Origin of the sequence: Vibrio sp. FE10, from assembly GCF_030297155.1 — a bacterium.
Taxonomy (GTDB): Bacteria; Pseudomonadota; Gammaproteobacteria; order Enterobacterales; family Vibrionaceae; genus Vibrio; species Vibrio apostichopi.
On record NZ_AP028068.1, the window covers coordinates 388,789 to 402,472 of the forward strand.

The 13,684-nt window shown below is 45.4% G+C and carries 14 protein-coding genes; 10 read left to right on the forward strand and 4 right to left on the reverse strand.

All coding sequences use genetic code 11. The features are described 5' to 3' along the window. Nucleotides 1–14: 14 nt before the first annotated feature. A complete protein-coding gene (locus QUF19_RS18895; protein ID WP_286302133.1) occupies nt 15–1,301 on the forward strand; it encodes an L-lactate MFS transporter in 1,287 nt (428 codons plus the stop codon). Between the two features lie 121 nt (nt 1,302–1,422). Next, nucleotides 1,423–2,166, forward strand: coding sequence for a GntR family transcriptional regulator (locus QUF19_RS18900; RefSeq protein WP_017103508.1), 744 nt, complete (start codon nt 1,423–1,425; stop codon nt 2,164–2,166). Nucleotides 2,167–2,320: 154 nt separating this feature from the next. Here QUF19_RS18900 and ohrR read toward each other — a convergent pair whose 3' ends face one another. Further along, the gene (gene ohrR, locus QUF19_RS18905) at nt 2,321–2,758 is read right to left on the reverse strand and encodes a transcriptional regulator OhrR (protein WP_286302136.1); all 438 of its coding nucleotides are present in this window, start codon (nt 2,756–2,758) and stop codon (nt 2,321–2,323) included. Between the two features lie 128 nt (nt 2,759–2,886). Between ohrR and ohr the strand changes: the two genes are divergently transcribed. The 4 genes from ohr to QUF19_RS18925 all read left to right on the forward strand — a co-directional run bounded on the left by ohr (nt 2,887) and on the right by QUF19_RS18925 (nt 6,171). Next, entirely contained in the window at nt 2,887–3,309 is a 423-nt protein-coding gene (gene ohr, locus QUF19_RS18910; RefSeq protein ID WP_286302138.1) for an organic hydroperoxide reductase Ohr, read from the forward strand. A gap of 225 nt (nt 3,310–3,534) precedes the next feature. Further along, the gene (locus QUF19_RS18915; protein WP_286302140.1) at nt 3,535–3,843 is read left to right on the forward strand and encodes an ArsR/SmtB family transcription factor; all 309 of its coding nucleotides are present in this window, start codon (nt 3,535–3,537) and stop codon (nt 3,841–3,843) included. 198 nt (nt 3,844–4,041) lie between these two features. Then, entirely contained in the window at nt 4,042–5,382 is a 1,341-nt protein-coding gene (locus QUF19_RS18920; protein ID WP_286302142.1) for an aldehyde dehydrogenase family protein, read from the forward strand. A gap of 9 nt (nt 5,383–5,391) precedes the next feature. Then, nucleotides 5,392–6,171 (forward strand): 2OG-Fe(II) oxygenase family protein, encoded by a 780-nt coding sequence (locus tag QUF19_RS18925; RefSeq protein ID WP_286302144.1) that lies wholly within the window; start codon nt 5,392–5,394, stop codon nt 6,169–6,171. A 92-nt stretch (nt 6,172–6,263) separates the two neighbouring features. On the opposite strand, the gene QUF19_RS18930 is transcribed toward QUF19_RS18925, so the two are convergent. Beyond that, nucleotides 6,264–8,243, reverse strand: a complete 1,980-nt coding sequence (locus QUF19_RS18930; protein ID WP_286302145.1) for a methyl-accepting chemotaxis protein — start codon at nt 8,241–8,243, stop codon at nt 6,264–6,266. Nucleotides 8,244–8,637: 394 nt separating this feature from the next. Between QUF19_RS18930 and QUF19_RS18935 the strand changes: the two genes are divergently transcribed. Then, on the forward strand, nt 8,638–8,811 hold the full coding sequence (locus QUF19_RS18935) for a hypothetical protein (RefSeq protein ID WP_286302147.1): 174 nt from the start codon (nt 8,638–8,640) through the stop codon (nt 8,809–8,811). Between the two features lie 160 nt (nt 8,812–8,971). On the opposite strand, the gene QUF19_RS18940 is transcribed toward QUF19_RS18935, so the two are convergent. Then, entirely contained in the window at nt 8,972–9,256 is a 285-nt protein-coding gene (locus tag QUF19_RS18940; protein WP_286302150.1) for an SDR family oxidoreductase, read from the reverse strand. A gap of 337 nt (nt 9,257–9,593) precedes the next feature. Between QUF19_RS18940 and QUF19_RS18945 the strand changes: the two genes are divergently transcribed. After that, nucleotides 9,594–10,178 (forward strand): TetR/AcrR family transcriptional regulator, encoded by a 585-nt coding sequence (locus QUF19_RS18945; RefSeq protein WP_286302152.1) that lies wholly within the window; start codon nt 9,594–9,596, stop codon nt 10,176–10,178. A 123-nt stretch (nt 10,179–10,301) separates the two neighbouring features. Here the strand turns inward: QUF19_RS18945 and QUF19_RS18950 are convergent, their stop codons facing one another. Beyond that, nucleotides 10,302–12,167 carry a fructose-specific PTS transporter subunit EIIC gene (locus QUF19_RS18950; RefSeq protein WP_286302154.1) on the reverse strand — a complete coding sequence of 622 codons (1,866 nt, stop codon included), beginning with the start codon at nt 12,165–12,167 and terminating at the stop codon, nt 10,302–10,304. Nucleotides 12,168–12,501: 334 nt separating this feature from the next. Between QUF19_RS18950 and QUF19_RS18955 the strand changes: the two genes are divergently transcribed. After that, nucleotides 12,502–12,804, forward strand: a complete 303-nt coding sequence (locus QUF19_RS18955) for a PTS fructose transporter subunit IIB (protein WP_010432939.1) — start codon at nt 12,502–12,504, stop codon at nt 12,802–12,804. A gap of 7 nt (nt 12,805–12,811) precedes the next feature. Continuing rightward, nucleotides 12,812–13,585: a PTS sugar transporter subunit IIA gene (locus tag QUF19_RS18960; RefSeq protein ID WP_286303269.1), complete on the forward strand. Its 774-nt coding sequence runs from the start codon at nt 12,812–12,814 to the stop codon at nt 13,583–13,585. The last annotated feature ends 99 nt before the right edge of the window (nt 13,586–13,684 follow it).

Below are 13,684 nucleotides of genomic sequence, written 5' to 3' on the forward strand. Positions count from 1 at the left end.
TTGGCCCTTCTCCCATGATTAATTTTTCTGCTTTGAACCGCTTTTCAATTGCAAATAACAAAGCAACAAGGATCCTGCTCGCAAGCTGTGGAATCAACCTGTGCATCGGTGTTCTCTATACCTGGAGTGTATTCAAAAACTCGCTTTTAGAACTCGGTTGGAACAACACTCAAGCCTCGATGCCCTACACGATCACCATCATCACTCTTTCATTGGCACTGCTCATTGCTGGTCGTATTCAAGATAAGATAGGCCCACAAAAGGTATTGATGGTGGGTTCTTTGATGGCGGGCGCAGGAATGATCTTAGCGAGCCTATCTTTGACGCCATGGAATCTGAATGTGAGCTTTGGTTTGGTCACTGGTGCGGGAATTGGCTTCGCTTACGCATGCTTGAACCCAACTGCAATGAAGTGGTTTCACTCTTATCAGAAAGGCATGGTCAATGGGTTACTCGCCACGGCATTCGGCCTTGCGGCTATCTATTTAGCACCGCTTACAAGTTACCTAATATCCGTCGTTGGATTGGAACAAAGCCTTCGCATACTTGGAATTGGGCTCATCGTCATTGCGTTCCCACTGGCTTGTTCGATCAAGAACCCGCCAATTGGGTATGAGCCGAAAGCCAACTCAGAAGAATCTGACTTATCAAAGCCTACACCACCTCCAGCACGAAATTACATGTGGAAAGAGATACTCGCCACCAAGCAATTCTACCTGTTGTGGTTCACTTACGCCTTTGGCGCTGCCGCAGGTTTGATGATCATCGCCAACATCACCTCGATAGCTGCTGAGCAAGCCAATATCTTAGAAGGCGCTTATTTGATTGTGACCTTATCGATATTCAACTCGGCAGGTCGATTAGTGTCTGGGCTATTGAGCGACAAGATTGGTGCGTTGAAAACATTAGCGATTGCGCTTGGATTGCAAACCATCAATATGCTGCTGTTCAGCCAGTTTGTGTCTAGCCCGACTCTAATGGTTGGCGCGGCGTTGGCAGGCATTGGATACGGCACCTTATTAGCGGTGTTTCCTTCAATCATGGCGGACTTATACGGCCTGAAAAACTTTGGCGCCAACTACGGAGTGCTTTATACCGCTTGGGGCATTGGTGGCTTTATCGGCCCTATCCTTGCGGCAATCTCCGTCGATTGGTATGGCAGTTACTCAATCGCCTATTTGATCTGTGCGGTGTTGGTGAGTATCGCCACAGTCCTGACCTTCAAAGTAAAACCCATTTCAACAGAGCCTTGTAGCGACAAAGCGTCAGCCTCAAGTTATCAACTGAAACGTTCAAGCTAACTGGATAAAACTTCTGAGTGGTGAAATCTTTGTTTCGCCCTCAGATTTCACATTTCTATTAAGTGTGGGCTGAGAACTTCGGGTATACTTCGATTAAATATAAAAGCTAAAACAGACCTTTATGAGCGCTTATCAACCACTGCTTACCCTGATTCAAGAACGAATCGAACAGAAAGATAAATCACCCTTATATCTGAAGATTGCCGATTCAGTGAAGCTGGCGACTGAGCAACAGATGCTCAAAGGTGGAGACTTCATTCCTACCGAGCGTGAGTTCAGTGACAAGCTTGGTGTGTCTCGTATCACCGTTCGTAAAGCGTTGGATATATTAGATAAAGAAGGCGTGATTGTTCGATCTCGTGGCTTGGGTACCATGATCAGTGAAACCGTTGAGTACTCCAGTAAAGAAGCGACAGGCTTCTCTCAACAAGTGGTTTTGAAAGGCAAAAAACCCGACACGTTATGGATTAAGAAAGACGTGATTGCGTGTTCTTCTGAAATAGCCAAGATGCTTAAAATAGCCGAGAACGATCAAGTCTTTCTGTTAAAACGCGTTCGTTACATTGACGAGCAAGCCGTATCCATTGAAGAATCTTACGTTCCTGCGCATCTTATCCACGACCCTGACGAGATCCAATTGTCGCTTTACGACTACTTCCGCAGCCAAGATATCTCACCGACAAAAACTCAAAGCCGAGTGTCCGCTAAGATGCCAACGGAAGAGTTTCTAGAGAAGCTCAATATCGATGAAACGGTGCCTGTGCTGCTTATCGAGCAAACCGCTTACGATAAAAAAGGCGTACCGATTGAATACAGTATCAACCGCTGTCGTGGTGATATGTATGTGTTCGTGAGCGAAGACTAGCTTCTAGCTTCTAGCTTCTAGCTTCTAGCATCAATAATGACAGCAGATACAAAAAGCCCGTTAACCTTACTCAAATTAGCAATCGCAACTAATTAACAGTAGGACTAACGGGCTTTTTCAATTTCTGATTGTCATGGCCGAAAACTAAAAGTAGTTACTTGGTCAAATTACCAAGCAACTGCTCACACTGTGCTTTTAGCGATTTAAGCTCATCTTCATTCATCTGAGAAAGACACAGCATTTCAACTGGCACGGTTTGCGCTTGTTCTTTGAGCTCTACTCCCGCAGGTGTCAGTGTAATAACCCGAACTCGTTCGTCTTCAGCACTGCGAGTTCTAAGCACATAACCTTTCGCTTCCAAACGCTTGAGTAATGGCGTCAACGTCCCTGAATCCAAATACGTTTTCGCGCCTAGAGCTTTAACATTGATCTCTTGTTGCTCCCACAGCACCATCATCACGATGTACTGCAAGTAAGTAAGATCAAGCGCTTTCAGTAAAGGTTGATACGCTCTACTCATTGCATTCGACGCACTATACAACGCAAAACACACCTGATTATCCAGCTTTAGATAGTCATCTTGGTCGCTCATGATCACCTCACTAATAAATTAAATTGTGCACAATATACTTGCACGCTCAAATTTTATCAATTAAGCTAGTTGTAAAATTAAGTTGCGCACGATTTAATTTTACACAACTCAAAAAAAGGACTAAAACAATGACAACACTCTACACAACTTCTGCAACAGCAACGGCAGGTCGTAATGGCCAAGTATCTACTGATGACAATCTACTCTCACTAGCATTGAGCTACCCTAAAGAGATGGGCGGTTCAGGTGAAGCGACCAACCCAGAACAGCTCTTTGCTGCGGGCTATTCTGCGTGTTTCTCAAATGCGCTGCTTCATGTTGCTAAAGAGATGAAGATTAAGATCGCATCCGCGCCAACAACCGCAACGGTTGGTATTGGGCCAAATGGAAATGGTGGCTTTGCTTTAACGGTAGCACTATCTATTGAGCTCGATTTAGAGCAAGAACAGGCTGTTACGCTTGTGAAAACGGCTCACCAAGTCTGCCCATATTCAAATGCTGTTCGTGGCAACATTGATGTGAAATTGTCGGTTAACGGAGAGGCACTTTAGTCCCACTTAATGTTTCTTCGAACTCAGTTCTGGGTGCTTGAGAATCCGTTTGAGCGCTTAGAACTTGGCTAATACACAAATCTAGACACCAACAATAAGCTCGGACGACACTCTGATGCCAAAATAATAAAAACAATTAAGGCATAAAAACAAGATATCGAAATATTGCGATATCTTGTTTCGGAGGGTATATTGCACATAAATCAATTACAGTAATCCAATGCCATGTCAGATATGAATGAAGTTTTAAAATCGATCAACAACCCTGTTCGCAGAGATATTCTTCATTGGCTAAAGTCGCCACATGAGCACTTTAACCTTGAGAAACAGCTCGTTGATACCGATATTGAAGGGGTATGCGTCAGCATTATTCAAGAGAAAAGCGGTTTGTCTCAATCGACGGTTTCTTCTTACCTATCTAACCTGCAACGTGCAAAGTTGGTGACTTCAAAACGCATTGGCTCGTGGACTTACTACAAGCGTAATGACGAATACATAGAGAAGTTTTTAAAAGAATTATCTCACTCCCTCTAACGAGCCGGAACAAAACCGATTGGGTGGACGACACCGCCCTAACTTAAATTTTGATCTTTTAATCTTTAGCTGTTGTCTATTTTTAGAAAATCGGATATCGATAATTCTCGATATCTAGCTATTTAAATATATAGTTAAGCAAAAATATACAGTTAAGCACAAACAAAAATACGAAAAAATTAAACGGAGTTGGTACACATGAGCAAGTCTATTCAATCTTTTGACCCTAGCAATGGCGAGCTTCTTGGTGAGGTGAACAATGCCTCTGCAGAGGAAGTGACTCAAACGATTCGTAAGTCAAAATCGGCGCAAAAGGCATGGCGTAAGCTCTCTATGAAGGAGCGCGCACAATCCATCATCAAAGCCTATCAACAACTTGATCAGTACGCCGATTCTTTCTCTGAGTTGCTTGCTCGTGAAATGGGTAAAGATATTCGTCGCGCCACTGGCGAAACAACTGGCGCCATTTATATGGGTCAGCACTATGCAGAAGAGGCACAACGCGCACTCAATACGCGAAAGCTCTCTGGGTCCACTGAACTTCAATATCGACCACTTGGCGTTGTGGGTGTTATCTCACCTTGGAATTATCCAGTCATGATGGCCAACAATCTCATCGTGCCTGCGCTCGTTGCTGGTAATACAGTGATTCTAAAACCTTCTGAAGAAACGTCTCTTATTGCTGAAGCTTTCTTTGGTGAGTTGCAAAAACACCTGCCTGAAGATGTATTAACCATTGTGCATGGCGACCGTGAAACGGGTAAAGCCTTGGTTGAAGGTGACATTCAAATGATCGCATTCACCGGTTCAAAAGCTGCCGGCCAAGACATCATGGCGCGTGCGGCAAGTAAGGTAAAACGCCTTGTGATGGAGTTAGGCGGCAAAGACCCAATGATCGTCATGCGCGACGCGAACCTAGAACAAGCAGCACGCTTTGCTGTTGCGGGTAGTTTTGAAAACTCAGGACAAATGTGTACTTCTATCGAACGTATTTATGTTGATGAGCGTATCGCCGATAAATTTGAACAACGTGTCACCGAGATCGCCAACATGTACCAAATTGGCCCTTGGGATATGCCCAACGTCAATATCGGGCCAATTATCAATGCGACACAACATGGCAAAATTGTCGACCAGCTAAAAGACGCGCAACAGAAAGGTGCGACTTTTCTTTTAGGCAGTTCTGATCAGCCCGAGCGTTATATCCGCCCTACGGTTATCACCGGAATGACAGCAGAAATGAAACTGGAAACCGAAGAGACTTTCGGGCCAGTTGTCGCGATCAGTCGCTATTCCGATATTGATGATGCGATTGGGCGAGCCAACGCCAGTGAGTACGGCCTAGGTGCAGTGGTATTTGGAAACCAAGGCGCCCACAACGTTGCTGACGAACTCGATGCTGGCATGGTTGGAGTGAATCAAGGACAAGGTGGCAGTGGCGATGCCCCATGGGTTGGTGCGAAACAGAGCGGCTTGGGGTTCCATGGTTCTGTTGACGGACACCGTCAGTTTGCACAAGTCAAAGTGGTTTCAAAATAAGGGTTCATGATGAATAACAATGAAAATTTCTATGTGGTTAAACGCGAATCAGGTACTCAACGCAGTGATCTACCCGTATGGGCACCAAAATCGGCTAACCCATTTGCACTTGATAACAACATAAACGCGGTGTCACGCGCTGAAGTAAATAATGTACCCGGTGCTTTCCAGTTACTCGATGTGCTGCTCCCTGAAGAAGTTCAGCGCATACTCGATGAAGCCAATCAACTCGGTTTTACGAAAGACGCGGCCGTTTCTTTACCAAGAGAAGTTCGTCACAATCAGAATCTCAACTTGATCGCAGATACTGAAACCCTCGACATTATTTGGAAGCGTTGCAGAGATCATTTCGTTGATAAATACGATCACTTTGCTGGCGTGAAACCTTTGGGTATTAACGGTCGTTTTCGCTTTTACCGTTACGATGAAGGGGATTTCTTTAAGATGCATACCGATGGATCGTGGCCTGGCAGTCAGGTTATCGGTGGGGAGTTGGTCGATGATTCATTTGGCGACCGTTGGAGCATGTACACCTTCTTGATTCTATTAAGTGACGACTTCGTTGGCGGCGAAACTCAATTTATGGTTAACCGAAGTGACCCGAGTAAGCCTGCTCGTCATCAAGGGCATCATCAGGAGAATGCGAATATAGAATCGGTTAGAACACCAAGTGGCAGCGTTCTGTGCTTTCCTCACGGTACTCACCCAGCCCATTGCATACACGGTTCTGCGCCAATACAGTCTGGAACCAAGTACATTGTTCGTACCGATGTGTTGTTTGAGCTTTAGCGTGTTGTCTTCATGAGCTGTTGTCTTGATAGCTTTATCTCTTCCAAAAAAAATGTCCCGCTCTAGGCGGGACATTTTGTATAGATGAACTCTTAACTCTTAAAAGTATTGGCAATCTGTTTGAGAGAAGCGGCCAATTCAGCTTGCTCCTTGGCTGTTGCTGCAATTTGAGTAGCACCCGTGGTCGACTCTGTCGATTTCTGCTCTACTGCCATCACGTTCTGAGCGATGTCTTGAGTCACAACCGCTTGCTCTTCCGTTGCCGTTGCAATCTGTTCAGTCATGCTGAAGATCTCGCTCACCGCTGCAGAGATGTCTTGTAGCGTATGCTCCACTTCTCTTGAGTCTTCAACCGCTTTCGATGACATCTTCTTGCTGTTATCGATAACATTGAACGCCGTTTGCACATCAGACTGTAGTGAACTGATGAAGCCTTCAATCTCTAATGTAGACTCTTGAGTACGTTGCGCCAATGTACGAACTTCATCAGCAACCACTGCAAAGCCACGACCTTGCTCTCCCGCACGAGCCGCTTCAATTGCCGCATTCAATGCTAATAAGTTAGTTTGATCTGCAACCGACTTAATCACATCAATCACGCTGTTAATGTTATTGCTGCTCTCATGTAGATGAGTAATCTTGTCGGCTAAACCGTTAATTTCTGAAGCCAGCTTTTCGATAGAGTGGTAAGAATTCTGAACAGTGCTTAAACCTTCTTGCGATTGCTCATCGACCATTTTAGCCGAGCTTGCTGTCTGCTGAGTTTTAGCCGCAACTTCATTCACTGTTGCTGACAGCTCTTCAGTCGCCGTTGCGATCAAACCAATCTGATCTTGCTGTTGCACTAAAGTGTCTGAGTTGTACTGACACGTTTGTGATGTCTCTTCAGCCGCTGACGCCAGCGTCAGGCTCGATTGAGAAATACTGTCAATCACACCTGAGAACTTCTCTAACGTTGCATTCAATGCTGATGATATCTGCCCTAATTCGCTGTTACCAACATACTTAGCGCGAACGGTTAGGTCGTTATCATCACGCACTTTAGAGAGCATTAACGTCAGGTCTTTTACTCTGGTCGTTAAGTCCGTAATCGCTTTAAAGCTCACAAACGTCGCGAACAACGTAATCACAACGAACAGAGCAATGCTGGCCATCATCGCAGACTGTGCTTGTGTTGTTTTTTGTTCAGTCAGCGCGATAAGTGATTCCGCTAAATGGTTTTCTGTCTTCTTCAATTGAACGATACGAGCCGTCGATTGAGCGAACCAATACACTGGGTCGACATCAAAACCGCTCATCTTAGATTCAGCTAAATCACGAAGCTTCTCAACTTCTGCGACCGAGCGGTCATTCAACTGTTGCTCAAAGAAACGCACGTTGGCTGAGTTGCTCAACACTTCGAAGTTTGAGAAGTAGGTATTTTGCTCTGTCACCAAAGAGATGAATTTCACCAGCATACCTGGGCCAAACTCATTTTTAGAGAAGGTGTTGTTGAGGACAGCGCGCTCGATACCTGCTCGCTCTTTACCTTGCAAGAAGTTGTAGTAAGCGATGGTTTCAGTCGTAATGGTGGCATCAGAACTCAGTTCAGCAATTAAGGCCGATACGCTAAGCAACTTTGCATTGAGTTTGGTGTAGTAACCCAAAGCTTCAGACAACGGGATAGATTGAGAATCCACTCGATTACGAATCGTGGTTATCTGATTAAGGCTTTGGCTTATTTCTGCGTTCAAGCGATTGATCTGTGGCAGATCGATATCGGCAGACTGCCAATATTCGTTTCTCTGCTCACGTCTGTTATCTGCACTGGTTCGTTGTGAACGTAATTCACTCACAAATTGAGTGCCTTGAGAGCCGATAAAGCCAGCCGTCATGCCTCGCTCTTTCTGCAACTCATGCACTAATTCACTGTATACAACCGACAAGCGTGTCAGTTGATTCAATGAAGACATTTCACTCGTCGTTTCTACGCCTTTGGATATCGCAGAAACGCTGAGCCATAGAAACCCTAAGATCGGCAAAATAAGCAAAGCAATGATTTTTTGCTTAAAAGACATATCGGTTAATTTCATTTTTATTTCCTAGCAGCGAACAAATCTTATCTGTCGGGTAATTAGACACACTTCTAAAACGGTGTACCTTTACCGAGATCATATAATTATTTAGTTTTATCAATTACCGTGCCATGTCGGACAGCAATCGATAACGCTAGCATTTAACCTTACAGAATTCATTGACTTATTTATAAAACTGTTAGCTATGCAACTTTAGAAAACACAAAAAACGTGCAACAACATTTTATTGACGTAAGTGACTGAAAGTTGACAGGTTTTAATAGCCCTAAAGAGGTATCTTGGTACTCATTATGCCCTCCGTTCTTACTATATATTCAGCCCCAACTATGTATAATGCCGGGCTCAAAAAGTTAAGAATTCAATTAACGTAGAAGCATAATCAGAGGTTTTTATGGACTGTCCCGCTTGCGAAGAAAACATTGGATGGGAATGGGTAGAAGAAGCAACAATCGAACCCAATGAAGAATTCGACTGCCCAGAGTGCGAAGAAACACTGATGTACACTATCGATGAAGGCACCTATTACGGCGCGCAGCATAAAACCGTCGAAGTTATCGATCACTAGCCTTTATCTGGTTCGCTATTAAGCTGGGAAAAGTGATCACTTAAATGATGTTTTCCCACGCATGGCGCAATGGCATCACCTTCCATTGCGCTCAAGAAAAATTCCGCAGGTCCTACTCGACTTTCCGGCAGTCGTCTTATCACGCATAAAGCCAGTTTCCTCACCAGTCGGGAATGTACGTGATTCGCGCGGTTTTACCCTGAGATTGAAAAGTAAGCTCTGCAATTTGTGTTGCACTGAGGATATCAGGCCCGCCCACATCCAACTCTTTTTCGGTACTAGGCAGCGAAGCCAAGATAAATTCGGCTAAGTCTATGCCATGAATTGCATTCAAACGAACATCTCCTGAACCAAATAGGTGCACCCTTCCCGACTGAGCCATGTTGTAGAACTCTTCGATGTCGGCAAAAAAACCATTCGGACGAATCACGCAAGGTGCCAGCATCGAGATCGCCAACAATAAGTATCAACAACTGCTCGCCCAATACATCGATGCAGAGAGTGCGGTCGAGCTGTATAGCATCCTCATCGGGCTGCTGACCCACCAAACCTTGTGTGGTGGAAAGCTTGAACCTGAGTATGTGCGTTCCGTGGCAAGCAAATACTTAGCCTAACCGGTCTCTAGAAAAGTAAGAACATAGCCAAACAGTTTCAATGGCTTAGTCACTCTATGCGGTTCAAGTGAAGCGATCACTTATCAAGCAGAACCAAACACCACTTTACTAGAACGAACGTTCAGCATAAAATATTGAACATATGTTCAGATTAATGAAGTAGATGTTATGGCCAAGACCGCGAAGTTCGATAGACAAGATGTAGTAGATAAAGCAACGAACCTATATTGGGAAAAGGGCTTCCACGCGACTTCTATGCGCAACCTGCAAGACGTGATTGATATGCGTCCGGGTAGCATCTACGCGACGTTTGGTAGCAAAGAAGGTCTGTTTAAAGAGACATTGGCTCGCTATACCGAACTTGGCATCCTCAATCTGAACCGTTTCCGTAGCGAAACAGACTCTCCAATCAAAGCGCTCGAAAACTTCGTCAAACGCGCTGTAGTTGAATCAAAACAAAGTTCGCCAAATGGCATGTGTATGCTGGCTAAAACAGTGGCCGAGCTGACTGATGAACACGCAGAGTTATTGGAAGAAGCGAAGAAATCACTGAAGATCATGGAAGGTGAATTCGCTAAGCTGATTACCGAAGCGCAAGAACTGGGTGAAATCAGCAAAGAGCGAGAACCTACTCAACTTGCTCGTCATGTTCAAGTTCAAATCGCTGGCCTGCGTACCTACGCGAAAACCTGTGACGACATCGATTTGCTTAACTCTATGGTTGAAGACGTATTTAAGTACCACCCTTTTTAAGAGCTAAACTTATCTATTCGAAAGCCATACAAAAAGACTCCACTGTTAGCCAAAGGCTAGAGCGGAGTCTTTTTCGTTTTGATCTAGTTAACTTTATAGATGATAAACTTTAGTGTTTAACGATTACACCTTTCTCATGATCAACGCCTGCGCATTCAGCATAGCCTCTTTGGTGCTTACATCTAAGGTTTTCACGTTCGCAAAGCGCTCGACTTCTTTGATCGCGACATCGTGAGCGAAGATCACCAACCTCGCCCTTTCAATGTCTTTTGGTGTGATGCGATTACCAATCCCGTTAGCACCTTGTGTTTCGACTTTAATCCGAACCCCAAGATGATGCGCCGCTTTTTCCAGAGACTTGGCCGCTAAGAAAGTGTGGGCAACACCAGACGGACAAGACGTGATCGCGAGTACATCCGCTTGCCCTTCTTCTGTCACCGAACCACCCGCAAACTGATTGGAACTCGCCTCACCTTCGACCACATTCTTTTTCAGCAGGATCACGATCAAAGCCGTGGTAAGAGCACCCGCGAGTGTACCAATGATGTAGCCAATCTTGCCATCCACCACAGGTAAAACAATCCAACCTCCCCATGGTGCATGATTGACCACATGGAACATAAAGCCGACCACGTTACCAACAATGCCACCAGCCACGACAGCAGGCAGAACACGTGCAGGGTCAGCGGCGGCAAATGGAATCGCACCTTCACTGATGCCGATCATTCCCATGATCCCTGCCGCTTTTCCCGCTTCGCGTTCGTCTCGTTTAAACTTCTTCGGCGAAATAAAAGTCGCGAGAGCCATGCCGAGTGGCGGCGTACAAATCGCAATGCCAACACCACCCATCAACCATGGCTGAGTATTCACCTGAGTCTGAGCAAACAGCGTTGCAACCTTGTTGATCGGGCCGCCCATATCAAAGGCCGTCATCGCACCCAAAATACTACCGAGCACCATTTTCCCCGAACCTGCCATGCCCGTGAGCATTTGGTTCATCTCAAGCATAACCTGAGCTATCGGAGAGCCAATCACCCACATCACCGCGCCACAAGTGACGAAAGTACCGACTAGTGGATAGATAAAAATAGAACTCAGCGAGATCATGCTGTCTGGCAGTTTGATCTTCTTAAGTAGATTCACCACAAAGCCGGCAAAGAAACCGACCACAATCGCCCCAAGAAAACCGGTGTTGTATTGATTCACCGCAACCCAAGAACTAATCATTCCTGGCGCTAAACCCGGCTTGTCGGCCATTGAGTACGCGATGTAACCGCCTAGTACGGCAGTAAACAGCGTTAATCCCGCGATGCCCATCTGCGCGATATCAGCCAGAACGCCGCTCTCAGGCACTGCGCCGTGACCTGACATCATGACCGACAGAGACAACAGAACCCCACCCGCGACCACGAATGGGATCATGTGTGACGTGCCGTACAGCAGGTGTTCTTTGAGGCGATTAAGAGATTGAGCCCAAGGGCTAAGTGGTTCGACATAAACTTCATTATAGTTTGAGGCGTAACTATCGAACGATTCAGAATTGGCTTCGAGAAACAACTCTTGAGCTTCCTCAACCGACTCAACTGCCTTTAATTTTGTAACAAAGTCATCTTCAATCAGTTTGGTCGAGATCTGAGCCAACACCTCGATATGATGGTCATCATTGTTGTCGGGCGAAGCAAGCATAAAGAACACATCGGACAGTTCACCGCCATCGGCACCATAATCAATACCGGTTCGGCTAATCCCAACCGCAACGGCAGGCTTAGCAACCGCGGTACTTTTCGCGTGTGGAATGGCGATACCATCGTCAAAGCCCGTATTACCTATGGCTTCACGCTTCCAGATGTCATCAAGGAATTCACTTTTATTGGAAAGCTTACCAGCACGGTCGAGCAGCTCGACAAGCTCTTCAAATACCGCCTGTTTTGAGTCTGCCTGTAGTTCCAAGCAGATAATCTCGGGCTCGATAATGTCAGTGATATCCATGTGCCGCCTCGTCCGAGTACCAATTTGAGTGAATAAGATAAAGAAGTTAATAAGATGAAAAGATTAACGGTGTGGGGGCACTCAATATATAGGACGAAAGGTGCATTAACTGGATTATTGTAACCAAGAACTCAGAGTGTGACGTCCACCTTGGAATAAAAAACGCCAATCCATAAAATCCACAGAACCCATAACAATATCGCCCCTCCCCTATGCGAGCTTTCCATACTGGATTTCTCATGCAAGATAGCTTTTGCAAAATAGCTTCTGCAAAATAGCTTCTGAAAGGTAGCTTATGTAACGTAACAGGGACGAGATTAAGCCGAGAATAATAATGAGAATTGTAGCGGTAACTGCGTGCCCTACAGGTATTGCACACACCTATATGGCAGCTGATGCTTTAAATAAAACAGCCCCTAAATTCAACGTTTCAATCAAGGTTGAAACACAAGGCGCTATGGGTATTGAAAACTTACTCTCTGCACAGGACATTAGCCTCGCAGACAAGGTGTTGATCGTTTCTGATATCGACATTGAACAACCAAGTCGCTTCGACCCAGCTAAAACCTTATTCATTCCCATGGAAGAGGTATTGTTGAGTGTCGATAAAGTCTTTATTAAGCATTGTCGAACCTAAACCTTTCATGAACGAATATCAGATCACCTTCTTCGTTGACGATCCTGCAACTAACTCACACGTCGCGCAGCCACTTAGCCGTTTGGCAAAGAAATTCAAAAGTACCATCCGTATTATCAACATCACTCAAAACCGAACGGCTGATCTCTCCAAATCTGTTGCGATGTTGCAAGTGGGTTTACTTCGTGGTGATTTGTGTCAGATCACCGCCATTGGCATCGATGCCGAACTAGCGTGTTTCGTTCTTAAAGATGTGATTGCTGAGCATTACGCTATGGTCGGCTCGCAAGTGAACCATGAGTTCTCGAAGGACTTAATCCAACGCATGCCGCAGATATGTCCACCTTGTGACATCAAGTGGCACCATGCCAAAGCACAAACTCAACTGACCAAATTTGAGTGCTTAAAAGGGCTCGCTCACCTCGTGTATCCACAAGATCCGGATGAGCTGATTCTTGCCTTTATTAAGCGAGAAGAACGCTCGTCTACGTGTGTATCCCCGGGGATCGCACTGCCCCATGTTATGTTTGAATCGACTCAAGATCTCTCGATTGCGGTCATCGTCAGTGACGACCCGATTGATTGGGCTTCACGCATTGGTGAGGTGCACGTTGCTATCGCTTTGGTATTGCCTACCAAGCCACAGCGAGAGCATATTGTGGCGGCCACCAACCTAACCAGAAACCTGCTCCATGATCAGGTCAACGAGCGTTTACAAAAGACTCGAAGCAGCGTCGACCTACAAGCTCTGCTCATGTACATCTCTTCACGTCTGATTTAGTTCTTCTCTACCTTTTAAATTCATTTCCTTGATTAACTAAGTTACTCCCTCCATCCATTGGTTATAATCTCCACGGTTCACACAATAAAAAACGGCTGA